This window comes from Lysinibacillus sp. NPDC095746 (assembly GCF_044763535.1).
GTDB lineage: Bacteria > Bacillota > Bacilli > Bacillales_A > Planococcaceae > Lysinibacillus.
In genome coordinates, this window is record NZ_JBIWGL010000039.1 from 1 (window position 1) to 24,327 (window position 24,327).

Consider the following 24,327-nt stretch of genomic DNA (forward strand, 5'->3'; position numbering starts at 1 on the left):
GGACGGTTATTTGTTATGCACTTTTTTAGTATAGCACGTGCCTATTAAACTTTTAACAGAAAATTATTGACAAACTATTAGCTGGTTTAGTTGAATAACAGTACACTACTTAATCCGTTTAAAAAGCAACTGATAAATGGCGCTCTTTATCTTTTCTTAATGCTCCTACTGTGAAATAGTTAGATTTTTGACAAGCTGAAATAAGGCATTTGTTCTACCCGATTTTCAAATGCCAAGTTTTTATGTATCTCAAGCCAACGATACCAGTAGAGGTAACTATCCAAATAATACGTACCAACGCCTTGAAATCGTTCCATCCAACCTTTCAAACGGCGATGGAAGTTATTCGAGAGATGAAATACCTTTAAATCTTAATCCTCACCAATCCTCATTTATTAAGGATTGGAGAAATGGTGTACCTACACCAATAATAAAATGAAAAAGTTCTTAATCTAATGGGTGCGTTTCCTCTAGAAGTTTTATATAATCAGAAAATACACTATTTTCGAAAAGGGAGTGGAAAAGATGAAACAAATTATTGCATTAGGAGGAGGGGGCTTTTCTATGGAGCCTCATAATCCATTATTAGATACATATATTTTACAGCAGTCTAACAAAGCCAAACCTAAGATCTGCTTTATACCTACTGCAAGCGGAGACTCGGAAAATTATATTGCAAAATTTTATTCTTTCTTTAACTCACAACAATGCATTCCGTCCCACTTATCACTTTTTTCACCTCCAACTCGAGATTTAGAAAGTTTTATTATGGAAAAAGATATTATTTATGTTGGCGGAGGAAATACTAAAAACCTTTTAGCTTTATGGAAAGAGTGGTCGTTAGATAGCGTTTTTAAGACGGCATGGCAAGAGGGAATCCTTTTAACAGGCATAAGTGCTGGTTCAATTTGTTGGTTCGAGGAAGGAATAACGGATTCATTTGGAGGAGAATTAGAGCCGATATCATGTTTAGGTTTTCTCCCAGGAAGTAATTGCCCTCATTATGATGGTGAAGTCAATCGAAGACCTGCTTATCATAATTTAATTAAAGCTAATAAACTCTCATCTGGTATTGCCGCTGATGATGGAGTAGCGGTTCATTTTATCGATCAAGAAATCCATAAAATCGTTAGTTCAAAACCTGATGGTAAAGCATATAAGGTATCCTTGGATAAAGATATCTATGAGCAAAAATTAGCTGTTGAATATTTAGGAAGTATATAATAACTTCAAAAAATAAGCTTATTCAGATCTTGAAAAGGCTTATTTTCATTTTAGAAGAAAAACCATCCATATCTATTCTTAGTGTGTATAATAAAAAATAAAACAGAAAATGGTAATCGAACGTAAAATAACGTAGGGGGGATATGGGGTGAAATATGTATTAATTGGTGTTTTCTTATCACTTTGCGGTGTTTTGATATCGATGATGTTATGGGGAATGGAAAAGATTTATTTAGTTTCAGGCGCGGTTGGCTGTATCTTCATTGTCATTTCAATGATTTTTTCAGGGTCTATGGTTAGTGGGGATCGGATGAGGGCAAATATTGCTACCGAAACAACAGAACATCGGGATGAACGCAATAAAATTACTTTAAATTCCTTATGCATTGCTTTACCAAATATTATTGTAGCGGTTTTATTATATTATTTAAGTAAATGATAAATAAAAGGTCACTCGGACAAAAGTGACCTTTTTGTTTTAACTGTAGTATGTTAGGCTGGGTAGTTATCCTTCTATTACCAGGTATTTGAAATTTAGCAACAGAGTTTATGGAAATGATTAATTGTGACAATGATAAATAGCAATAACTTTTTCATTATTCATCTGATTTAGAAACGAAAGTATTGGAAAAAATTAATAGACGAATGTTGCGCCAACAATAATTAAAAGAATGAATAGAACGACAATTAATGCGAATGCTGAACCATGTCCTCTGCCATGACCATAACCATAGTATCCGCAGCAGCCACCGCCGCCATAGCTACCGCCGCCGTAGCCACCGCCATAGCCACCGCCATAGCCTCCGTAACAACAGTTATTTCCACCGTAATATCCCATGAAATATCCCTCCCTTCTACAATCTATAATATGTCTTGGTGTAGAAAGGAGGGGAGGTATTCATCTTGGTTTTACTCAGTTTGAATTAAAAATCCGAAAAATTAATGATGATGAATAACTGAATTTCAAAATGGGATAGCTAGAAATAGTGTTCCTCGAAATTTTGAAAATTCTTAGGGGATAAAGCATGTAAGAAACATTTTTATAGAATAATAAATTTGAAACTATTACAAATGTCAATCGTATAAATAAGGAAGGCTCTTGGAGGTGATTGTACTATGTCGTTTATTGGATGGGCTATTCTAATTTTTTCGATTGTCTGCTATTTACCTTTCTTTATTTGGCTTTCTGCTAAGTATCTAAATAACGGTGATCAATCAAAAAGAAAAAATAATTATTGGTTATTGTTGATGTTAACTGGATTATTAAATTCTTTGAATACTTTCTTGTTTAAGATACAAGATACATATTTTTTAGCAATAACAGTCATGATCATTTTATTATTTAGCTTTTACATGTTTTCCGTTGTTCGGAAAGATAAAAGAAAAGTATCGCTTAGATAAAAGTGGTGGAATGACTAACGAAGTTTTTTAGAACGTCACAATGTGCGTAAAATGTTCCCCTTGAAGTAGACAATGTGGTCCGTGTCTATATTCAGGGGATATTTTTATAGTTCTTTGTTTTAAAGGCTCTTTTTAAAGTGGCTTATTAATTATTTGTTTCCAGACCAAAGTGACTACGATTCCTAGACATATACAAACCACATATATAATGCCACTAATAAAAGGTAATAGAAAAGTAGTGATAACTACTATGTCTGAGAAAACACCAAATAGCTTAGCTAGTTTATGGCGGGAAGTACATTGAAGGAAATTCTAACATATAAAATTTAAGATAACTCATCGGATCATGCTTATATATTTATCAGTATTGTTATGAAAAAAATTAGGGGAATTCACATAACAATGAACGATAAATAAATAAGGGTCACTCGAACCAAAGTGACCCTAAACCACAAACTAGGAGGTGCAAAGCTAAGTTAGCTTTACACTACTATTAATATGATTTAGTAGCTATGTTTGTATAGTGAAATGCCTGAGAATTAGATTAAAAATACAGGTGAAGTTTCAAAAATTTGTATCAATCACTTTTCCTACATGCTCCCTTGTTTATTTAAGGCAATAAAAGTAATAAGCATAGCAGGTATAATAAAGTGCTATTAGACTAAAAAAACTTCGTTCATATAACCAAACATTGCTAATGCCGGAAGACAGAATCCGAATAAATTAATCACTAAATCAAATAATTTTGATTTGGCGTTTTGACTTACTACAATATTTCGTTCATCATTTTCCTCAATAAGCCGTAGCTTAGTTTTATTTTTTTAATCTATCAATTTAGTGATGCACGTCCCTAACGGCATGACTCCACAAAATTCAACTCCTATTGGTTCTAAATCCATACGAATAAAAGGTGTGTTTAAAATTTTTGCACCAAGAACACTTAAAATGATACACGAAATCAGGCGTGTTGATTAGGGAAAAATAGATTTATTATTGAGCGGAAATAGGATTATTTGTTTGTAGTTTTGAAAGTAGTAAATGGCTACTCAAGTGCTCCTGTCACTTCGCTTTCGTAACAGTGCAAAGCTTCCCGCAGGAAAGTGAGACAGACGAGGCCCGGAGTGGATGTTTTACGTGCGAAAGCAAAGCGACAGCAATCCAGTTCTATCTGCGCGAAAACGAAGTGTCAGGACAACGAAGCACGAAGCGGAGGAAGCAGCTCGACGCTAACTCGCAGGAAAGCGAGTAGACCATAGCGAAAATCAATGTCTTCAAATTAATTAGAATGAATACTGGTAATCAACAAACCTGACCCGAAAAAAGTAACACACCAAAAAGTATCATTAACTATTTGTGCAGTCACAAAGCCAATCTGGACACAATAATGTCGAGACATAATCGATTAACATGTTCTTTGATCCTGCCAAGGACCGAGCGTCTATTTATATTTTAATAGGATTTCTGATATATTAGTATGATAGAAAAAAATACATATGGAGGGAATTTAAGGATTATTGGGTGTTGATGACATCAAGAGATGCAAAAAAGTGATTTCGAAATTTTAATATACTAAGGAGATGTTGAAAATTGAAAGAGAATAGTAACATATCAAATATTGTATATAATAATGAGAATGATAGATATCCTGAATTTGAGAAAAATTTAAAAAGCTATTTTGATGAAGCGATTAGTAATAAAAAATTATTTAAAACAACTGCTCAAGGTCTATATGATTTGTATTTGGAAAATTTACCAGTAGAAGCAAGACAACATTATAATTGTAGTGCTTGTAGACATTTTATTGAGCGATTTGGTGACCTTGTAACGATTGATGAAAATGGCATTATGGCATCAGCTATATGGGATGAGGATATCGCTCCTCCATTTTTTAAAGCTGCTGTTTTAGCAATGAAAGCAGAAGTTTTAAACTCAAAAGTCATTGGTGTATTTATTTCAAACTCAACCGTATTAGGACAGCCTCGTACTGGAAAGTGGAATCATTTATCCGTTGTAGTTCCCGAAGAAATGGTGAATCACTCTAGATTGCAAACAGCGGAACAAGTGATGGCGGAGAAGCTAGAAGAATTTAAGATGCTAACAAATGCATTACTTGATTATACTTTCGAGACAGTTGAACAAGCAGTAGTTTTATTACAATCAGAAGCATTATACCGTTCAGATAGAGTATTAGGGATTGCAGAATGGTTTAAAACATTGCATGAAAAACGAAATAGTATAGGAAACACCAATCAGAAAACAAATATTGTTTGGTTAGCTGTTGCGACTGCTCCTTCTGGATTCTGTCATATAAGAAGTTCTATGATTGGTACATTATTAGATGACATAGTTTCAGGTATGTCAGTTGAATCGGTTGCCCGTCGTTTTGCCGAGAAGATGAATCCAGCGAATTATATGCGGTCACAAGCTGCTCCAACGCAAAATGCTATTGTAGAAGCAGAAAAAATTGTTGAAAAGTTAGGAATTGCCAATTCTTTGCGAAGAAGATATGCCACTTTTGAAGAGATTCCGTCATTTTTGTGGGAAAATCAATCCGAGCAAAAAGTTGTTGAACAAAAGAAAGGCATTTTTGCAAATATTATTCCTAAAGAAAAAACTACATCTCCATTATCTCTTCCTAGCACAGTGATGACGTGGGAAAAATTCCAACGAACAATACTACCAACTACTGAAAATATGGAAGTATTGATCGATAATCCTAGTCGTTTTATGGCATTAGTTACTGCGTCCGATGAAACAGCGCCAAATATTTTACAATGGGACAATACATTTAGTTGGTATTATCACGGAGGAATAGATGGCGAAATTAAAAGGAGAGTAGAAAGTGCTGGGGGAAGATATGAGAATAATGAAATACGGGCTTCGTTAATATGGGAAGGCTTTACCGACTTAGATCTACATTGCATAACACCAAAAGGGGAGCACATCTACTATGGAGATAAAAGTGATAGATTTGGTGGATTTTTAGATATTGATATGAATGGTGGACATCATAGAAATCCATCACCTGTGGAAAATATCAGGTGGAGTGAAAATGCTCCGGGTGGTCATTATAGATTTTATGTTCATAATTATTGTGAACGAGGAAATGGGAGCACGCCGTTCAAAGTTGAACTAGAAGTAAACGGGAAAACATACTCATTTATCGGTGTAGCTGGTGGGGACGGCTATGTAACGGATGTATTTGAATTTGATTATGTCAAAGGGCATCAGCCAAATATTAGTAGTCAATCATACGCTAGTGATGATTCATGGAGTGTTCAATTAAATAATTTTGTGAAGGTAAATGGTATTACAACTTCGCCAAATTTATGGGGTGAAGAGGCGTTCTCTCACTCTGGAAGTCATATTTTCTTTCTATTGGATGGCGTAAAGGACACATCGGAAGGGAAAGGCAGAGGATTCTTTAATGAAACGCTTAAAGCTGACTTAAGACAAATCAGAAAAACGCTAGAAGCCTATACTGCTAGTACACCAATTGAAGGTGCCGATCGTGCAACTGCTTGCGGTGTGGGATATTCGAAAGATCATGAATGGAATCTAACGGTTAAAGTAACAACAAATAATTCTATTAGAGTCATTAAGATTGATAGATGGGATTAAAGAGGGAGGAAATTAATTCTCTTTTAAAAGACGTTTGAAATAAGTAAAAATAGCCTCCTGGTCAAAAATTTTGACTGGGAGAGCCATCTACTTAGGCTTTCATTGGCAAGTTCATCATTACCGATTGTGCTCTATCGTTAAATGTTCGCGAAGAAACGGGAGAAAATCTTGAACTTACATGCAAATAAAATATTTAATCCCTATTAAAGGTTACTTTCCATCAGCGTTGAATAAAGGATTCTCTTCACAGCTGATTTCAATTGCACCTATATAATTGATATGACCCTTTACATAACCTTCTTCAAATGCCTCTTTATGAAATGCTTCTTAAGGTGTTTCTTCTTTTTCTAATTGTCCTCCAGGAAAGTTAAATACTCCCCCGTCTACATGGACTGTAAAACATTTTCATTATAAAAATAAATTCCATGTACACTTGTTACTTTGCTGTAATCGTCAACCCTTTGATTTGGTATCCACGTCAGTTTAAGGTAATGTCCGTCCCAGTCTACGTAAGTTTGGTTGTTCGCTGGAGATTCAACAACTGAACAAAAATACAAAAAGAGTCACATTTAACTAGGTGTGGCTTTTTCTTATGCATCTACTAGCTATGAAAAGTGATGGAGGCAATCTTAATGCTATCAAATTAAGGTGCAACCATATTTGTCATCAACTTTACGCTACGAAAGAGGTGGTACTATGCAAATAACAGATGGTACATGGACATTTGATTCGGAAACGATCGATGAAGCGGCAAAAAAATTACAACGAGATGAGCAGGAGAGGGAGATGTTAAATGCTTTTGCTCGGTATGCTTACCTTCGTTACAAGCAGATTAGAGATTGTGTAAACCCTCGAAAATGTAAGTACATGAGAATTGATCAAGTGCGTGAACAATTAAAATCACCAGTCAAACTACGAAAAGTTAGCAACCTATTCAATATTTCAGAAGAAGAAGTGCTTTACATTGTAGACTTTGTGAAAAAGTATTTAAAGTATGTTAAATAAATCTAAATCTCCCGGTCAAAATTTCAACCGGGAGATAATTATTTTACATAAACCATCAGTTCATCACCTTAGCGCCAGTTTAATATTTCTCATGTAGTTCATTAACTCTAGCGAATTATTCTGCTGGATCGTAGATGAGTTTCATCTGTAAATAATTCTAGAAAATTCATTGCGTGCTTTGCTAAATAGCGATCTTTTGACCAAATAATATTCGCTTTTGATTGGATATTGCAATTAGAAAATTGAATGATTCGAATGCCGTGAATTGAAAATTTATCGAGACTCGAGTCAGGTGGAGAGCAGTAAATGGTATCGATTGGGCGAGGTTTAATGGCCAATCCAAAAGTGTTGATGCTTGATGAGCCATCATTAGGACTTGCTCCTCTAATCGTCAAAGACATTATGACTATTTTACGTAGATTGAGTGATGAACGAGGTGTCACGATTATTTTAGTCGAGCAGAATGTGAAAGCTGCATTGAAGGTGGCCGATCGTGCATGCGTTTTAGCCCATGGGAAGATGGCTATTTCAGGTACAGCACAAGAGTTGCTGAATGATCCAAAAATCCAAGAAGCCTACTTCGGTAAACCACAGACGACGCCGAAGGATATTATGCAATTATAAGATAGCATCATCGAGATTCCTCCTTGTTGTAACAAGTGAGGGATTTTACGATGTCAAAAAAGATGTGAGCAGCCTATTTAACACAGGTTACTCACATCTTCCTCTTATTCGATGAAATTTTCATTTTTACGATAAACCATCGCCTCCATTGTTGCGCATAAGTCATCATCAAATATGGATCTGATACCAAGCTAAACTTAACCTCTTCTGCGATAGCTGTTAGTTGGTGATCTGCCAAAGCTGGGCTCATGTAATGTATTGTATTCGTTACACCGACAGCTGTTTTGCCGTACGAATTACTAGCGGCCGCAAAGGCGTAGTCGGCTAAAGAAAAAATAATACCTCCATGTACAGTTCCGTGTGTATTGAGCATATGAGGTGTTGGGAAAATTGTCATTTTTGCAAAGCCTGCTTTTAATTCTACTAATTCCATCCCTAAATAATGTTCCTTTAATAAAGCTGCGAAAATATTATCATACTTTGTTTTCAAAAAGTATATATGTAAAATAGATGAAAATTATTCATACAAATTAACAACGATTGAAGTTAAAGTGAAATATAAAGTCGATTTAACATCTAGTATTGGGAAGATAAACGGTATTAACGTAGTTTTATAGAATTATGTTTCGTTTACGATTCTTTTGTGTATTTATGTAATTATGCCTTATTAATAGTAGGTTTAAAGGGGATATTTACAAATAGCCTTTTGTGTTTATGGACAAACAGTATTTAAGCAAAAACATCCTTAAACGACTAATAAAGCAACTTTAATTAGAAATAACAAAATATATTGACAATTCGGACAAATAAGTTTATCTTAATCTTAGTTACGAAACTATTACTATCGTTGTTAATTTGTTATATAAGGAGAATTGTAAAGGGGGTTAGGGAATGTATCATCCGGAAATAGAAACAGCTTCAAGGGGAGAAATGGCAAAGATTCAGCTAGAGCGCTTAAAAGCAACAGTAGAAAAAGTGTATAACAATACACCTTTCTATAAGGAACTGTTTGATCAGCTTGGCGTTAAACCAGCAGATATTCAAAGCTTGGAAGATATTCGCAAATTGCCATTTACTAAAAAAGTAAATTTACGTGAGCAATATCCATTTAAACTTTTTGCAGTACCGATGGATGATGTAGTTCGCATTCATGGTTCTTCAGGAACTAGTGGAAAACCAACAATTGTTGGTTATACAAAAAATGATATCGATATGTGGTCGGGACTTTTAGCTCGCGCTATTGTTACCGCAGGGGGACGCAAATCAGATATCTTTCATAATGCTTATGGCTATGGTCTATTTACTGGTGGGATGGGTTTACACTACGGAGCCGAAACTTTAGGCGCAGCAGTTGTACCGGTCTCTGGTGGGAATACGGATCGTCAAATTACATTAATTGATGATTTTAAACCAAGGGGCATCGCAGGGACACCTTCTTATATTCTAACGATCGCTGAAAAGATGGAGGAAATGGGAATAGATCCAGCGACGAACGGGATTGAATATGGAATTTTTGGTGCAGAGCCTTGGTCAGAGGAAATGCGCCGTGCTATAGAAGATAAATTAGCGATTCGCGCAATGGATATTTATGGTTTAAGTGAAGTGCTAGGTCCCGGTGTATCAATCGAGTGCTTTGAAGCGCAAGATGGTTTACATATAGCTGAAGATCATTTCTTCGTAGAAGTGATTGATCCAGATACATTGGAACCTGTAGCTGATGGAGAAGATGGAGAACTGGTTATTACTAGTTTAACGAAGGAAGCGCTTCCAATTATTCGTTATCGTACGGGTGATATTACTTCGCTTACACGTGAAAAATGTAAATGTGGACGTACAACAATGCGGATGGCGCGTGTTAAGGGACGTACAGATGACATGTTAATTATTCGTGGAGTCAATGTTTTTCCATCTGAAATCGAGCGTGAGTTATTGCAAATAGAAGGGCTAGCACCACACTATCAAATCCATTTATTAAAGAAAGGAAATATGGATGCGATCGAACTGCATGTTGAGTTAACATCAAAATTATATGAAAAAGTAGGAGGTGACCTCAGTCATCCGCTTATACAATTACTGACGAAGGAGATTAAGCACGATTTAAAAAATGCCTGCTTAATTTCCGTTAGTCTAGTCATTGAAAATAGTGGTGCTATTCCACGCTCTGAAGGAAAGGCAATTCGTGTCATTGATAGAAGAATGGAACAGAAGGAGGTTCTTCAATGATTGATACTGAGCAAATAAAAGATGTGACCATTATAGGTGGAGGGCCTGTTGGTATGTTTGCTGCCTTCTATGGTGGTATGCGAGGCATGAGCGTCAAAATTCTCGAAAGTCTTCCTCAGTTGGGCGGTCAGTTAGCTGCTCTTTATCCAGAGAAATATATTTATGATATAGCGGGTTTTCCAAAAATTCGCGCACAAGATCTTATCAATAATTTAAAAGAACAAATGAAAACTTTCCCGGTAGATGTTTGTACGAATGAATCTGTACAAACTATCGAAAAAGATGAAAGCGGGATTTTTAAAATTGTTACTACGAAGAGCACGCATTATTCTCGCACAATATTGATCACTGCTGGAAACGGTGCGTTTAACGTTCGGAAGTTTGAATTAGATAAGGACGACAAGTTTGCACAATGTAATTTACATTACTTCATTACTGATCTTAATGCTTTTAAAGATCGCAACGTGATGGTGTTTGGTGGTGGCGATTCTGCAGTCGACTGGGCGATGATGCTAGAACCAATTGCTAAAAAGGTTGCTATTGTCCATAGACGGGATAAGTTTCGTGCGCATGAACATAGTGTAGAAAATTTATTGCAATCTACTGTCGAGGTCATTACACCTTTTGTACCCGAAGAACTCGTAGGGGAAGAGCGCATCACACATGTCAAATTAAAGCATGCGAAAGACGAAACGATCCAACCAATCTATGGTGTAGATGATATTATTGTGAACTTTGGCTTTGTGTCGTCGTTAGGGGCCATTAAAGACTGGGGCTTGGAAATTAGGAAAAATGCCATCGTCGTTAATTCACGTATGGAAACTAACATTCCAGGTATTTATGCGGCAGGTGATATTTGCACATATGATGGGAAAGTTAAGCTAATTGTGAGTGGATTTGGAGAGGCACCTACAGCTATTAGTAACGCAAAAGTATATATTGATCCAACATCTAAAGTGCAACCGTTGCATAGTACGAGTCTAATGGAAGAAAAAAAGAAACAACTTAGCTAATGCTGTAGGTTGTCGAAAGGATGAGTGTATGGCGAAATTCACTAGAGTAGATCAAGATACATGTATTGCTTGTGGCGCATGTGGCGCATCGGCTCCGGATATTTTTGATTATAATGACGAAGGCATCGCCTTTGTTATTTTAGACAATAACAAAGGATGCAAAGAAGTACCGCTAGATTTATATGATGATTTAGAGGATGCAATGGAAGGTTGTCCAACAGAATCAATTAAAGTAGCAAATGATCATAAAGTCTTGTTAGAAGTGTGATTTTTTTTACCCTCTAACATAACATAATAGTGACGATTATCGGAAATTGGTTATACAAGGAGGTTTTTTACTATGAGTGTTGTTTCACAAGTATCGGAGCAACAATTACAAGAGCAATTTGAGGCGCGGATTGCTGCAGGTGAAAAGATTGAAGTAGATGATTGGATGCCGGAAGAGTATCGTTTGGCACTAATCAAATTAATTTCGATGCATGGTATTAGTGAAATTATGGGTGCTCTTCCAGAGAAAGAGTGGGTTCCAAAAGCTCCGACATTATATCGAAAGCTAGGGATTATGGCGAAGGTTCAAGATGAGATGGGACATGGTCAATTATTATTACGTGTAGCAGAAGATTTGCTAAAACCGTATGGTAAAGATCGCGGCGATATAATGATTGATTTATTCGAAGGGCGTCTTAAGTTCCATAATGTATTCCATATGGAAACAAAGTCATGGGCAGATGCGGGTTTAATTGGCTGGCTTGTAGATGGTTCTGCCATTATCTCACAAACAAACATGTTAGGTTCTTCGTATGGTCCTTATGCACGTGCTTTACAACGTATTTGTGCAGAAGAAGTATTCCATGCACAACACGGTGAAGCCATTATTATGGCGTTGGCAGAAGGTACACCTGAACAGCGTGAACTTGTGCAAGATGCGTTAAATCGCTGGTGGGAATCACTATTATTTTTCTTTGGTCCAGCTTCAAAAGATACAACAGGTTCTAGTAAGCAAGATATAACGATAAAATATAAGATTCGTGTTTTAACGAATGAAGAATTACGTCAAAGCTTCTTAACAAAATACGTTCCTCGTATTCAATCAATAGGTTTGACTGTGCCAGACCCAACTTTGCACTTTGATGAAGCGCAAAAAAAATGGATTTACCAAGAGCCAAACTGGGAATATTTCAAAAAAATTCAACGCAACGAAGGTCCATGTTCTCAAAAACGCTTAGCACTTCGTCGTTCATCCTATGAAAATAACGCTTGGGTACGGGAAGCATTAACGGCTCTAGTAAATTAACGCTATAGAGAGGGGGATCATCGTGGAAAAACAATCTTTCTATCAAGAATTCGAAGTATTTAGTAAACGAACACCAACATCACATTTCCAGCATCAATTCAGTCTTTTAGCACCGAACGGAGAAATGGCGTTAGTGATGGCACAGGAAAATTTTATGCGTCGTGAGCCTGTGGTAGACATTTGGGTGGTCAATCGTAAACATTTACACGGCTTAACTCAAGATAATAAACAAGCGCTGCAGCGATTAGACAATAAAGATTACCGTACAACAAAAGGCTATGGCTATTTAAAGAAAAAATGGCGTCACTATGAACAAGTTATGCTGGACGAAAAAGAAATTCTATCTTGGGGTGGGGGAGGGAAGAAAGATGACTAACGAAGTAACGCCTGAATATAAAAAGGCCGTCCTTACAGTACTTTATCAATTAGCGGATGATGATTACTTATTTTCGTATCGTGGCTCTGAGTGGCTTGGGTTGGCCCCACATATTGAGGAAGATGTAGCATTCTCATCCATCACACAAGATACAATGGGACACGCTAAATTATATTACACGCTTTTAGAAGAGCTTGGCGAAGGCGCGGCAGATTCATTAGCGCAGCTCCGACCAAAAGAGGAGCGGTTTAACAGTCTTCTTGTAGAACGCCCGAACGGAGAAGGGTACTACAAAGATGCACCTAATTATGATTGGGGCTACGCTGTAGCACGTAATTTTGTCTATACAACGGCGAAAAAAGCGAAGATTGATGCACTTAAAGCGAGCAGCTATACACCCCTCAAAGAAGTGGCTGTGAAAATTAGTACGGAACTTTATTATCACCAGATGCACTGGACAACGTGGTTTACGCAATTATGTACAGCAACAGAAGAATCACGTTCACGTATGATGAAAGCATTACAAGAGGTAATAAAAGATACTGGGGATTTATTGTCATTGGGCAGCACAGCCGCGCATATAACTGCATATGAATTGATCGAATCAGAAGCGGTCATAAAAGAACGTTGGTTGGCCATTGTAACACCCACTTTTGAAGCTGTAGAAATCGCAATACCTGTATTACCAGAACTGATTATCAATGGTCGCAACGGACAACATACAGATGATTTAACTTTGGCTATTGAAACAATGTCAGAGGTGTATCGATCTGATTTGGCAGCAAGTTGGTAACGATCTATTGCAAAAAAAGGAGGATCACGATGACAACTACGGGTCTGCACGAAGCGCACATCTATGAAGTACTCGATGCAGTGAAGGACCCTGAAATAGATACGGTCAGTATTATTGACCTTGGCATGATTGAGCGTGTGCAAGTGAATGATGGTCATATCCGTATTGAAGTGCTCCCAACATTTTCAGGATGTCCTGCATTGACAATTATTCAACAAAATATAAAAAAAGCAGTCGAACAATTAGAAGGCGTTCGGGAAGTAAGTGTCGTGTTTATGAATCATCCTACCTGGACTTCTGATCGTGTAACAGAGAAGGGACGACAAGGACTAAAGAAATTTGGTATTGCGCCACCACCTCGTTTTTTAACAGAAGACGGCTCTTGGCATGTAGATTGCCCGTACTGTGGCTCTACCTATGTCACGCTTGAAAATATTTTTGGCCCAACAGCTTGTCGCAGTATTTTATATTGCAAAAGCTGTAAAAATCCATTTGAAGCAATGAAAATAATTTCTACTTCCATGTAGACAAAGGAGCGTATTTTAAGATGGCAAAATTAATCGCGTTATATAAACATCCTGTTGATAAAGTGGCATTTGATGAGCATTACGAAAAGGTTCATACACCGATTACTGCGAAAATACCAGGTTTACGTGAAATGAAAGTAACAAAATTTAATTCAACGCCGATGGGTACGGAAACACCCTATTACTTAATGTGTGAAATGACATATGATAGCGCAGAAGATTTAAAAAATGGACTACGGTCACCAGAAGGGAAAGCATCTGGCAAAGATTTAATGAGCTTTGCGAGCGATATCGTTACATTAATCATCGGTGAAGATGCATAATGACAGCATTCGAATTTATTGAAGTAACGATTGACAGTGGGATAGGGTTTATTCACTTAAACCGCCCCCGCCAATATAATTCATTAAATCGTGCGATGGTACGAGAAATTGTGCAGGCGATGGAATTGTTCGATCGTGACGAAGGCGTACGGGTTATCGTTTTAGCAGGAAATGGGAAAGCTTTTTCATCTGGTGCAGATATTGATGAAATGGCGGCAGACAATACAGTTCGTTTAGAGCTATTAAATCAATTCGCTGATTGGGATCGCTTAGGGCAAATTAAAAAGCCTATTATCGGTAGTGTTAAAGGATTCGTTTTCGGAGGTGGCTTTGAATTAGCCCTTTGTTGTGATGTATTAATCGCCGCAGAGGGCACAGAATTTAGCTTCCCTGAAATAAACCTTGGCGTTATGCCTAGTGCGGGCGGTACACAGCGCTTAACAAAATTAGTAGGGCGAACGAAAGCATTAGAATGGATTTGGAGCGCGGCAAGGATTACTGCTGATGAAGCGCTCGCATATGGCATCATCAATAAGGTTGTGCAACAAGAGATATTAATAGAAGAAACACTTAAAACAGCGACGATGCTCGCACAAAAACCTGCCCTCGCTTTACGTCTTATTAAAGAAGCTGTCAACAAAGCTGTGGATTACTCGCTCTACGAAGGGATGCAGTTTGAACGGAAAAATTTCTATTTATTATTCTCTTCAGAAGATCAAAAAGAAGGTATGCAAGCATTTGTTGAAAAACGTCAACCGAACTTTAAGGGGAGATAATTATGTTTGAAACTATACAATACGAACTGAAAGAATCCGTAGCCTATATTTCATTAAATCGTCCCAACACATTAAATGCATTTACTGCACAGATGAATGATGAAATTCGGACGGCCGTCAAACAAGCATCACTAGATGATGAGGTGCGTTGTATTGTACTTCGTGGTGAAGGACGCGCATTTTGTTCAGGTCAAGATCTTTCAGCTATTGGTGAAGATTTGAAGTTTGGTGAAATATTAACAGATTACTATGGTCCGATGGTTAAACAGTTACATAGCTGTGAAAAACCAATTATCGCGGCTGTCAATGGTGCAGCTGCAGGTGCGGGCTTTAGTTTAGCGCTTGCTGCTGACTTTCGAGTAATGTCGGAAAAATCTTTCTTTATGAATGCCTTTATCCATGTAGGGTTAATTCCTGATTCTGGTAATTTATACTACTTAAAACGATTAGTTGGCGATGCTAAAGCACTTGAAATTTCTGTACTCGGTCAACGTATTAAAGCAGAGGAAGCCAAACAATTAGGTTTAACAACTGCTGTCTATAGCGATGAAACATTTGAAGATGACGTTCATTCATTTGCGCAACAGATTGTCCAGTTACCGACAAAAGCAATCGGCCTTATTAAACGTAATATTAAGGCAGCAGAACACTTAAAGTTCGAAGACTTCCTAGTTTACGAAGCACAAAGCCAAAGTATTGCCGGAGCGACAGATGATCATCAAGAAGGTATGAAAGCATTTGCAGAAAAAAGAAAGCCTCAATTTAATGGACAATAAAAAGGAGTGAATGATAATGACACAACAAGTACAAGAGAAAGTATTAGTGAAACGCGATTTTTATCATTTAATTATTAACGGTGAAAAGGTAGAGAGCAGTAATGGTGAGACATTCCAAACGATTAATCCTGCGACAGGTGAAGTCGTAGCGACTGTTGCAAAAGCTTCACAGGAAGACGCAGAGCGCGCAGTGCAAGCGGCTCGCCAAGCGTTTGATTTCGGAAAGTGGAAGCAATATCCTGTGAATCGTCGCGCACAGGTGCTCCATAAGATTGCTGCTATTATGCGCTCTCGCTTTAATGAAATCGTAGAGCTTGAGATGCTAGATACAGGGAAATCCCTTAGCACGGCGCAGGGCCAAGTAAACCAAGCGATAGAAGATTTCGAATTTTACGCAGGCGCGATTGTTGGCCATCGTGGAGCCGTAAATAATATGCCAGGTCAATTTCATAATTATACTGAAAAAGAGCCTGTTGGCGTATGTGCACAAATTGTTCCTTGGAATTACCCACTCATGATGGCTGCTTGGAAAATTGCCCCAGCTATTGCTGTTGGTTGTTCCGTTATTGTTAAACCAGCTTCTTTAACGCCTTTAACAGCGATCGTGTTAGGCGAAATTTGCCTAGAAGCAGGTGTGCCAGCTGGAGTTGTGAATATCATTCCTGGTTCAGGTAAAGATGTAGGGAATTACTTAGTGGAGCATCAGCAAGTTGATAAAGTGGCCTTCACAGGTTCCACACCAGTCGGTAAAGGAATTATGGAAAAAGCTTCTCAAACATTAAAACGCGTTACATTAGAGCTAGGCGGGAAATCACCGAATCTAGTGTTTGAAGATGCTGATATTGATGCGGCGGTAGATGGTTCATTGTACGGCATTTTCTATAACTCAGGGCAATCTTGCGAGGCGCGTTCACGCTTATACGTGCACAAAGACATTTATGATGAGTTTTTAGAGAAATTTGTTGCTAAAACAACAGCAATTAAACTAGGTGATCCATTCGATAAAGGTACGCACATGGGGGCAATTATCGACCAAGACCAATTAAATACAATCGATGGCTATGTGAAATCAGCCATTGAAGAGGGCGCAACCATTGTAACAGGTGGCAAAGTGGCGGCCGTAGAGGGCTTTGAAAAAGGCTTCTGGTATGAACCAACAATTATTACAGACGTAACGCAATCCATGAAAGTAGTGCGTGAAGAAATATTTGGCCCGGTAGTTGTTGTCATGCCATTTAGCGATGAAAAAGAAGCGATTCGATTAGCAAATGATTCAGAGTTTGGTTTAGGTTCAGCAGTTTGGTCTAAAGATGGGGCACGTGCTACTCGTATTGCGAATCAAATCCAAGCAGGGATCGTAATGGTCAATTGCCCATTCTCCGCAATGCCAGGTACCCCATTTGGCGGGTATAAACAATCTGGTTTCGGACGTGAGCTATGCATCGAAACATTAGATTTATATACAGAGACGAAAAGTATCATTTCATATTATGGTAGTCGCCCACTAAATCCACTAGGCGTCTAACCACCACAAAAACCATATGCGATGAGATGTCTTCACTCGTCGTATGTGGTTTTCACAATAAGGAGGTTGCTTTCATGAAAAAAATTATTGTCATCGGGTCAGGGGTTATGGGTCGCGGCATTGCCTACGTTAGCGCAATGAGTGGCTTTGAAACAGCTATTATAGACATTAATGAACAGGCGTTAAAAAATGCCGAAAATGACATTACAGCCATTTTCGAAAAATCTGTTGTACGAGGAAAATTAACAGCGCAGCAAGTACAGGAAGCAACATTACGTCTGACTTATGTGACAGATTTAGCTACTGTCGCCAATAAAGCAGACTTAATCATTGAAGCCGTACCTGAAAAAAGGGACATTAAACGGGCTGTCTTTGAGCAGATGGAGCAGTTTGCTCCACCGCACTGTTTATTTGCCACCAATACTTCAACGATGAGCCCAACAGAAATTGCTTCTTATGCAAAACGACCTGAACAAACGATTGCGATGCACTTTTTTAATCCTGTGCACAAAATGGAACTCGTGGAGATTATTAGAGGTTTAGAAACTAGTGATGATACAGTCCAAACCATTTGCGAAATTGCTGAACAAATGGGCAAACAAACGGTCGTCGTCAATGAATTCCCAGGTTTTGTTACAAGTCGTATTAGTGCACTCGTTGGGAATGAGGCATTTTATATGTTACAGGAAGGCTTAGGTAGTCCTGAAGACATCGATAAAGCCGTTAAGCTAGGCTTAAATTATCCAATGGGACCGTTCGAATTGGTCGATTTAGTCGGTCTTGATGTTCGCCTGAATAATTTGCGATATTTACATGAAAAGCTCGGTGAAAAATACCGCCCAGCACCATTGCTCGAACAATATGTACAAGCTGGACGTCTAGGTCGAAAGAGTGGAAAAGGGGTTTATGACTATAGCGAGCAAAAAGAGGTGGTGAAAAAATGACAGAAGTCGTAATTGTAGATGCTGTTCGTACACCAATTGGTCGTTATAAAGGTGCATTAAAAACTGTTCGGCCGGATGACTTAGCTGCGACGGTCATAAAGGCGCTTATAGAGCGTAACCCAAAAGTGCCAGTCAAACAAATCGAGGATGTCATTTTCGGAAATGCCAATCAAGCGGGAGAAGATAATCGAAACGTCGCCCGTATGGCTGTATTACTTGCTGAGCTACCAATTGAGGTCGGGGGAACTACTATTAATCGCCTTTGTGGTTCAGGCATGGATGCTATACAATATGCAGCACGTGCTATAAAGAGTGGTGAAGGTGATATTTTTATCGCAGGTGGTACGGAAAGTATGACACGTGCACCTTTTGTGATGGGGAAACCGGAAGTGGATTATCCGAGAGGCGATCAAAAGATGTTTGATACAACGATCGGCTGGCGTTTTACGAACCCGAAATTGCAAAGCATGTATGGAGCGGATACAATGCCCCAAACTGCTGAGAACGTAGCTAAACGTTTTAATATAAGCCGCGAGGAACAAGATGCTTTTGCATTTGAAAGTCAACAGCGTGCAAAAAAAGCGCTTGCCACAAAGCGTTTCGCTGAAGAAATTGTGCCTGTGTATGTGAAAGATAGAAAAGGACATGAAATTATCGTGGATACTGATGAACATCCACGCCCCGATACAACCTTAGAAGCACTTGCTAAATTAAGACCAATTTTTGAAAATGGGACTGTGACAGCTGGTAATGCTTCTGGTGTGAATGATGGTGCATCGGCATTATTATTAATGAGTGCTAAAAAAGCAAAAGAGTTAGGTATAACACCATTAGCACGATATATAACAGGAGCTGTTACAGGCTTAGAGCCTGCTGTTATGGGTTTAGGGCCTATTTATTCTTCAAAAAAAGCATTACAACGTGCAGGCCTAACAACAAATGATATTGGTTTATACGAAATAAATGAAGCATTTGCTGCTCAAGCAATAGAATCCATTAAGCAGCTTGAACTGAATCCAGCACAAGTTAATGTCAACGGAGGCGCTATTGCATTTGGTCATCCACTAGGTGCAAGCGGTGCCCGAATCGTGACTACATTGCTTTACGAAATGAAAAAACAAAACGTACAATATGGCCTTGCTTCAATGTGTATCGGTGTCGGGCAAGGAATTGCGACGATTATTGAAAATATTGAATGATATTAAAGTGTCCAATTAAATGAAAGTATGATTTTTTGCGACACGAAGGGGGTGATTTCCGTTCCGGCTGGTCGCTTCGTTGCTGCCGCTACGTTAGCACTACGCTTTCGCACAGAGCAAAGCTTCCTAGGGGCGTCCGATGAGCCGCTTCACTCGCGGTGCTCGCTCCAGGGCGCTGATCCCCAAGGAGTCGCCCAGCCTCCACTCCAATCACCCATATGTTTTCTGTAGCGAAAGCAAAGCGGCAGCTACAAAGCGAGTAGCCCGTAGCGGAAATCAGCTTCTTCGAATTAATGGTTAATCAATACACTTTTTAATATTAACATAAAAGTTTTCAACAACATGAAACGGCACAATCGATGTGCCGTTTTTTTGAAACAATCGAATAGAAAAGGAGAGTTTGCAAATGAAAAGTATTTCATTTAGAATAGAAAATTATATTGCATATGTAACAATAAATCGCCCAGAGGTGTTAAATTGTTTCAATTATGATACTTTATCTCAACTGCAACAAGTAGTAGATGAATTACATATAGATGAGGATGTCCGTGCTGTCATTTTTACAGGTGCTGGCGAAAAGGCATTTAGTGCGGGTGCTGATTTAAAAGAGCGAAAAACATTAACAACGCAAGAAGTACGTCGAAACGTACGAGCAATTCGAGACGTGTATAATAGTATAGCAAATTTACCACAACCGACTATTGCAGCCGTGAATGGGCATGCATTAGGTGGTGGATTTGAATTGTTATTGGCATGTGATTTTGCGATTGCAGTTAACGAGGCACTACTCGGACTAACTGAAACAAGCTGGGCAATCATTCCTGGTGCAGGTGGTACGCAGCGATTACCACGACTAATCGGTGAAATGAAGGCCAAAGAAATGATTTTAACTGCCGCGAAAATTACAGCTACAGAGGCAGAAGCTCTAGGCATCATTTTAAAAGCAGTGCCACTAGAGGCGTTGTTGGACGAATGTGAATCACTCGCAATGCGAATTATGCAAAATGGCCCTGTCGCTGTTCGTCAAGCAAAATATGCTATTACGCAAGGAATGAATACCGATCTACAAACGGGTCTTGCGATCGAATCGAAGGCATATGAGTTAGTCATTCCGACAGAAGATCGTCTCGAAGCTTTACTGGCGTTTAGTGAGAAACGGCAACCTGCATTTCAAGGAAAATGAGTTAGAAAGTAGAGGGAGAGAATGGGTGCAAATACACAGTCTATGATTTTTACGCTCTATGGCGATTATATTATGCATTACGGTTCGAAAATTTGGATCGGTAGTTTGATTCGTTTATTAAAAGAATTCGGTCACACAGAGCAAAATGTACGCGTATCTGTATCCAGAATGGTTAAACAAGGATGGCTGCAATCAGAAAAACGAGGGAATCGTAGTTATTATTTTTTAACAAAACGCGGTGAAATACGAATGCAAGAGGCGGCAAATCGTATTTTTAAATTAAAACCGACTCAGTGGGATGGGAAATGGAGACTATTAATGTACTCTATTCCAGAAGATAAACGACAAATTCGAGATGAATTACGTAAAGAGCTCTTATGGAGTGGATTTGGGTCCTTTTCGAACGGTTGTTGGATATCCCCGAATAATTTAGAAGAAGAAGTTAAACTCCTCATTCAAAAATATGATATTGCGAATCATGTAGACTTTTTTACAGCTGAATACATTGGCCCTCATGATCATGAAGCACTAATCGAAAAAAGCTGGTCGTTGGCTGAAATTGAGGCACGTTATGAGCAGTTTATGGATCAATATAGTAAGCAATATATTATTCATCAAAGTGCAATCTCAAGACAAGAAATGTCGGATGCCGAGTGCTTTGTAGAGCGTACAAATCTTGTTCATGAATACCGTAAGTTTTTATTTATCGATCCAGGACTGCCACAGGAATTATTACCGCCTATGTGGAGTGGAAATCATGCTGCACTATTATTCCAAGAATATTATAATTTATTGGAAGGTCCATCATGCCGTTTCTTTGAAGAAATATTCCATGCAGATAATTAAGAATGAAAAAAGAGCTTGTCCATATTTATGGATAAGCTCTTTTTATGTTAAAATATGGTTTTTCTAGCAAACGAGGAGAGCTTTTGAATAAAGCTCGATTAAAAGTAAGTTTTATACAGAAAGAAACCAACTGTTTTGAAACAAAGTTTGATCAAAACAGTCGTTTCTTTATTTAGAAAGTTACGGATGTCTTTATGGAAGGTTGGCATATATTGTTCTGGAATGTTTTCAAATGCGTTAGCAATTAGCAGCTGGCGGTTCACGGGAATTCTTTGTCCTCTTCTAATGCCAGCTCTAATCGGTTTGACCAGGTTTTTATGCCCTTTAGGAGACTGTGCACAAATATGCCCGTCACCCTCTACGATCACTGGTTTATGGCGCAGGGATAAGGGGTGTTATCTTTACCCTTTTTGATGGTCGAACTCCGTCAGATTATTTTATTATAGGCAAAGTCACTTGGTTTACCCAATCCTGAATGAATCGCTCTTGATGTGCGTTCAAATGTGGTAGGTTATCGCGAGTAAAGAATCTATGTTCGTGACTTTCTTCTGTTTCATGCATTAATTCCCCTGAAAAACAACTTGAATGGAAAATGATCTGGATGCTGAAAACCTTATCTCCATTCAGATATTCTGTAAATCCTTCTTCTCCTGAATAAAGACCAAACAGCTTTAATTGTTCAACTATCAATCCTGTCTCTTCAAATGTTTCGCGCACAGCAGTTTCAAGAAAAGTTTCTCCAGGCTCCATAACGCCGCCTGGGATACCCCAAACATCCTGATCTTTTCGATGTTGGAGTAAAATTTGATTCTCTTGTTCAATAATAATTCCACAACCAACAGTCATTAGCACTTCATTTCCAATTAACTTACGAATTGTTTGTATATAGTTCATTATTTTCCCCTAAAAATATAAATTTTTATTTATTCCTTTATAGTTATTACGATTATTGTTCCTATAAGTTCCAATTTTTGAATGTTCTTATTAAATTTAACTTCTCTGTTAGTTGAAGTACTTTTCTTCGCAATCTCCAAAGTGATATTATCATAAATTTCCAGTAAAAAAACTCACCTCTAAAAATCTATAGAGGTGAGATGTTATATTCAAACTTTATGTTAATTGATCAGTTGGGCGCTTTGTTGCTGCCGCTTCGCTTTCGCACAGATAAAACATATGTTGCTGCCGCTTCGCTATAAGCCTGGGGCGGAAATTTCTCTTATGAAAGCGCGACAATCTTTATAGAGAACGTATTCATTTATAGGATCATGATAGAAGATGTTATTTTGGCAGCATATTGTCCATTTTGAGAAACGGTTGCTTCCACATAGCATGTTTTTCGGCCTTGCTTGACAATTGTTGATTCAATTGTAGCCGTTCCGGTGTGAAGTGGTCGTAAAAATGTTGTTTGCAAATTGACCGACGCAAATCCTTGATTACTTTCTAATATTGAAGCCATCGAATAGGCCATCGTAATATCTGCTGCAGAAGTGATAAATCCTCCCATGACGACTTGATGCCCATTTAAAAAGCGTTCATCAATATTCCAAGTGCATACTGCTTTACCGGCAATAGCCGTTTTTACATGAATACCTAATGTTGTATCACATGCTGGTGGTTCAATTTCTCCAGCAATCACTCGCTTTAAGTCGATCATAGTTGTCATAATTGAACACCCCTAACTGAGTCTTGGAATGTATTCAATGTCCGATTTAAACATTGCCGAGCATCATCCATCATAGTCTCGATAAGTGTGGTAACGGTCGGTAAGTCTTGAATAATCCCTGCGATTTGACCGCTATTCATAAAACCGCCTTGTTCATTTCCTTCCATAGCACCTTTTATATGATAGGTTTCGGAAGTACGTTCTTGATAGTCAGCAAGTGTTATACCTCTTGCTTCGTCAGCGAGAAGCGAAGAGGTGAAAGGTGAACATAACACACGGCGAACTTGTCCAACGGAACGTCCTAGAATGACCGTTTCCACATCAGTTGCATCAATTAGTCTTTGTTTATAGGTCTGATGTACCGGCATTTCCTGTGTAGCAATAAAGCGAGTTCCCATCTGAACACCAGCCGCTCCAAGCATTAACGCAGCTGCTAATCCACGACCATCACCAACACCACCTGCTGCTACAACAGGTACAGAAACCGCATCGACTACTTGGGGGATTAACGTAAAGGTTGTCAATTCTAAATCGGAGTTTATTCCTGCAGCTTCATAACCTTCAGCAACAATCACGTCTGCTCCGCCTCGCTCGGCCTTAATAGCATGTTTAACAGAGGCTGCAACAGCGATAACTTGAATATGATGTGCATGCAATTTCTCTATATATAAAGTAGGATTACCTGCCGATAAAGAAACGACCGGTACTTTATGTGTAATAGCTAATTGCAATAATTCCTTTGTATGAGGATTGACATTGATTGGCACATTGAGGGCAAATGGTTTTTGGGTTAGTTGCTTCGTTGCAACTATGCGTTCTTCAACTTCTGCCGGTGTCATTGTTCCACAGCCGATTGTCCCTAAGCCACCTGCATTCGATACAGCTGCAACGAGTTTAGGACTACTGATATTACCCATTCCCCCTTGGATAATAGGGTATTTTATTTTTAATACAGAACATAATTGATTCAAAAATAGCACCCCCGTTTAAA

The 24,327-nt window shown here is 38.4% G+C and carries 26 protein-coding genes and 1 pseudogene; 20 read left to right on the forward strand and 7 right to left on the reverse strand.

Annotated features, from left to right (window positions below; translation table 11 throughout):
* Nucleotides 1-118: 118 nt before the first annotated feature.
* Nucleotides 119-347, reverse strand: a pseudogene (locus tag ACIQ7N_RS21010) (hypothetical protein); the annotation flags it as partial.
* Between the two features lie 178 nt (nucleotides 348-525).
* On the opposite strand from ACIQ7N_RS21010, the gene ACIQ7N_RS21015 reads away from it, so the two are divergent.
* Together ACIQ7N_RS21015 and ACIQ7N_RS21020 are read left to right on the forward strand one after the other, a co-directional pair.
* On the forward strand, nucleotides 526-1,224 hold the full coding sequence (locus ACIQ7N_RS21015) for a Type 1 glutamine amidotransferase-like domain-containing protein (protein WP_402935893.1): 699 nt from the start codon (nucleotides 526-528) through the stop codon (nucleotides 1,222-1,224).
* Between the two features lie 148 nt (nucleotides 1,225-1,372).
* Nucleotides 1,373-1,663, forward strand: a complete 291-nt coding sequence (locus ACIQ7N_RS21020) for a DUF5316 domain-containing protein (RefSeq protein ID WP_402935896.1) — start codon at nucleotides 1,373-1,375, stop codon at nucleotides 1,661-1,663.
* A 195-nt stretch (nucleotides 1,664-1,858) separates the two neighbouring features.
* Here ACIQ7N_RS21020 and ACIQ7N_RS21025 read toward each other — a convergent pair whose 3' ends face one another.
* Nucleotides 1,859-2,062 carry a YjcZ family sporulation protein gene (locus ACIQ7N_RS21025; protein ID WP_402935899.1) on the reverse strand — a complete coding sequence of 68 codons (204 nt, stop codon included), beginning with the start codon at nucleotides 2,060-2,062 and terminating at the stop codon, nucleotides 1,859-1,861.
* Nucleotides 2,063-4,212: 2,150 nt separating this feature from the next.
* Here ACIQ7N_RS21025 and ACIQ7N_RS21030 point away from each other — a divergent pair.
* From ACIQ7N_RS21030 to ACIQ7N_RS21040, 3 genes are all read left to right on the forward strand, one after another.
* Nucleotides 4,213-6,246, forward strand: coding sequence for a YfaP family protein (locus tag ACIQ7N_RS21030; RefSeq protein WP_402935902.1), 2,034 nt, complete (start codon nucleotides 4,213-4,215; stop codon nucleotides 6,244-6,246).
* Nucleotides 6,247-6,942: 696 nt separating this feature from the next.
* Complete coding sequence (locus ACIQ7N_RS21035) at nucleotides 6,943-7,251, forward strand: hypothetical protein (RefSeq protein ID WP_402935905.1); 309 nt, start codon at nucleotides 6,943-6,945, stop codon at nucleotides 7,249-7,251.
* A gap of 306 nt (nucleotides 7,252-7,557) precedes the next feature.
* Nucleotides 7,558-7,875: an ATP-binding cassette domain-containing protein gene (locus tag ACIQ7N_RS21040; RefSeq protein ID WP_402935908.1), complete on the forward strand. Its 318-nt coding sequence runs from the start codon at nucleotides 7,558-7,560 to the stop codon at nucleotides 7,873-7,875.
* A gap of 91 nt (nucleotides 7,876-7,966) precedes the next feature.
* Here ACIQ7N_RS21040 and ACIQ7N_RS21045 read toward each other — a convergent pair whose 3' ends face one another.
* Complete coding sequence (locus ACIQ7N_RS21045; protein ID WP_402935910.1) at nucleotides 7,967-8,308, reverse strand: hotdog fold thioesterase; 342 nt, start codon at nucleotides 8,306-8,308, stop codon at nucleotides 7,967-7,969.
* A 458-nt stretch (nucleotides 8,309-8,766) separates the two neighbouring features.
* On the opposite strand from ACIQ7N_RS21045, the gene ACIQ7N_RS21050 reads away from it, so the two are divergent.
* The 15 genes from ACIQ7N_RS21050 to paaX all read left to right on the forward strand — a co-directional run bounded on the left by ACIQ7N_RS21050 (nucleotide 8,767) and on the right by paaX (nucleotide 21,673).
* Nucleotides 8,767-10,098 (forward strand): phenylacetate--CoA ligase family protein, encoded by a 1,332-nt coding sequence (locus ACIQ7N_RS21050; protein ID WP_402935913.1) that lies wholly within the window; start codon nucleotides 8,767-8,769, stop codon nucleotides 10,096-10,098.
* Nucleotides 10,095-11,111, forward strand: coding sequence for an NAD(P)/FAD-dependent oxidoreductase (locus ACIQ7N_RS21055; protein ID WP_402935916.1), 1,017 nt, complete (start codon nucleotides 10,095-10,097; stop codon nucleotides 11,109-11,111). The genes ACIQ7N_RS21050 and ACIQ7N_RS21055 overlap by 4 nt, the downstream gene beginning before the upstream one ends.
* Before the next feature lie 28 nt (nucleotides 11,112-11,139).
* A complete protein-coding gene (locus tag ACIQ7N_RS21060) occupies nucleotides 11,140-11,379 on the forward strand; it encodes a ferredoxin (protein WP_132358351.1) in 240 nt (79 codons plus the stop codon).
* A gap of 72 nt (nucleotides 11,380-11,451) precedes the next feature.
* Entirely contained in the window at nucleotides 11,452-12,405 is a 954-nt protein-coding gene (paaA, locus tag ACIQ7N_RS21065; RefSeq protein ID WP_402935919.1) for a 1,2-phenylacetyl-CoA epoxidase subunit PaaA, read from the forward strand.
* A 22-nt stretch (nucleotides 12,406-12,427) separates the two neighbouring features.
* Nucleotides 12,428-12,781 carry a 1,2-phenylacetyl-CoA epoxidase subunit PaaB gene (gene paaB, locus ACIQ7N_RS21070; protein ID WP_132358347.1) on the forward strand — a complete coding sequence of 118 codons (354 nt, stop codon included), beginning with the start codon at nucleotides 12,428-12,430 and terminating at the stop codon, nucleotides 12,779-12,781.
* Nucleotides 12,774-13,574, forward strand: a complete 801-nt coding sequence (gene paaC / locus ACIQ7N_RS21075; protein WP_402935922.1) for a 1,2-phenylacetyl-CoA epoxidase subunit PaaC — start codon at nucleotides 12,774-12,776, stop codon at nucleotides 13,572-13,574. The genes paaB and paaC overlap by 8 nt, the downstream gene beginning before the upstream one ends.
* A gap of 29 nt (nucleotides 13,575-13,603) precedes the next feature.
* Nucleotides 13,604-14,101, forward strand: coding sequence for a 1,2-phenylacetyl-CoA epoxidase subunit PaaD (gene paaD, locus ACIQ7N_RS21080; protein WP_402935925.1), 498 nt, complete (start codon nucleotides 13,604-13,606; stop codon nucleotides 14,099-14,101).
* Between the two features lie 20 nt (nucleotides 14,102-14,121).
* Nucleotides 14,122-14,424: an EthD family reductase gene (locus ACIQ7N_RS21085; RefSeq protein WP_132358341.1), complete on the forward strand. Its 303-nt coding sequence runs from the start codon at nucleotides 14,122-14,124 to the stop codon at nucleotides 14,422-14,424.
* On the forward strand, nucleotides 14,424-15,200 hold the full coding sequence (locus tag ACIQ7N_RS21090; RefSeq protein ID WP_402935928.1) for an enoyl-CoA hydratase/isomerase family protein: 777 nt from the start codon (nucleotides 14,424-14,426) through the stop codon (nucleotides 15,198-15,200). Before ACIQ7N_RS21085 ends, ACIQ7N_RS21090 begins: the two co-directional genes overlap by 1 nt.
* 2 nt (nucleotides 15,201-15,202) lie before the next feature.
* The gene (locus ACIQ7N_RS21095) at nucleotides 15,203-15,976 is read left to right on the forward strand and encodes an enoyl-CoA hydratase-related protein (RefSeq protein WP_402935930.1); all 774 of its coding nucleotides are present in this window, start codon (nucleotides 15,203-15,205) and stop codon (nucleotides 15,974-15,976) included.
* A gap of 16 nt (nucleotides 15,977-15,992) precedes the next feature.
* On the forward strand, nucleotides 15,993-17,501 hold the full coding sequence (locus tag ACIQ7N_RS21100; RefSeq protein ID WP_402935932.1) for an aldehyde dehydrogenase family protein: 1,509 nt from the start codon (nucleotides 15,993-15,995) through the stop codon (nucleotides 17,499-17,501).
* Between the two features lie 74 nt (nucleotides 17,502-17,575).
* Nucleotides 17,576-18,445 (forward strand): 3-hydroxyacyl-CoA dehydrogenase, encoded by an 870-nt coding sequence (locus ACIQ7N_RS21105; protein WP_402935934.1) that lies wholly within the window; start codon nucleotides 17,576-17,578, stop codon nucleotides 18,443-18,445.
* Nucleotides 18,442-19,644, forward strand: a complete 1,203-nt coding sequence (locus tag ACIQ7N_RS21110) for a thiolase family protein (protein WP_402935936.1) — start codon at nucleotides 18,442-18,444, stop codon at nucleotides 19,642-19,644. Before ACIQ7N_RS21105 ends, ACIQ7N_RS21110 begins: the two co-directional genes overlap by 4 nt.
* 406 nt (nucleotides 19,645-20,050) lie before the next feature.
* Entirely contained in the window at nucleotides 20,051-20,827 is a 777-nt protein-coding gene (locus tag ACIQ7N_RS21115) for an enoyl-CoA hydratase-related protein (RefSeq protein WP_402935938.1), read from the forward strand.
* Nucleotides 20,828-20,848: 21 nt separating this feature from the next.
* A complete protein-coding gene (paaX, locus tag ACIQ7N_RS21120) occupies nucleotides 20,849-21,673 on the forward strand; it encodes a phenylacetic acid degradation operon negative regulatory protein PaaX (RefSeq protein WP_132358327.1) in 825 nt (274 codons plus the stop codon).
* A 98-nt stretch (nucleotides 21,674-21,771) separates the two neighbouring features.
* Here paaX and ACIQ7N_RS21125 read toward each other — a convergent pair whose 3' ends face one another.
* From ACIQ7N_RS21125 to ACIQ7N_RS21140, 4 genes are all read right to left on the reverse strand, one after another.
* Nucleotides 21,772-22,041: a DUF6688 family protein gene (locus tag ACIQ7N_RS21125; RefSeq protein ID WP_483869821.1), complete on the reverse strand. Its 270-nt coding sequence runs from the start codon at nucleotides 22,039-22,041 to the stop codon at nucleotides 21,772-21,774.
* Between the two features lie 64 nt (nucleotides 22,042-22,105).
* Complete coding sequence (locus tag ACIQ7N_RS21130) at nucleotides 22,106-22,567, reverse strand: NUDIX hydrolase (RefSeq protein WP_402935940.1); 462 nt, start codon at nucleotides 22,565-22,567, stop codon at nucleotides 22,106-22,108.
* A gap of 361 nt (nucleotides 22,568-22,928) precedes the next feature.
* Nucleotides 22,929-23,336, reverse strand: coding sequence for a PaaI family thioesterase (locus ACIQ7N_RS21135; protein WP_402935942.1), 408 nt, complete (start codon nucleotides 23,334-23,336; stop codon nucleotides 22,929-22,931).
* Complete coding sequence (locus ACIQ7N_RS21140) at nucleotides 23,333-24,307, reverse strand: NAD(P)H-dependent flavin oxidoreductase (protein WP_402935944.1); 975 nt, start codon at nucleotides 24,305-24,307, stop codon at nucleotides 23,333-23,335. The genes ACIQ7N_RS21135 and ACIQ7N_RS21140 overlap by 4 nt, the downstream gene beginning before the upstream one ends.
* Nucleotides 24,308-24,327 lie beyond the last annotated feature (20 nt).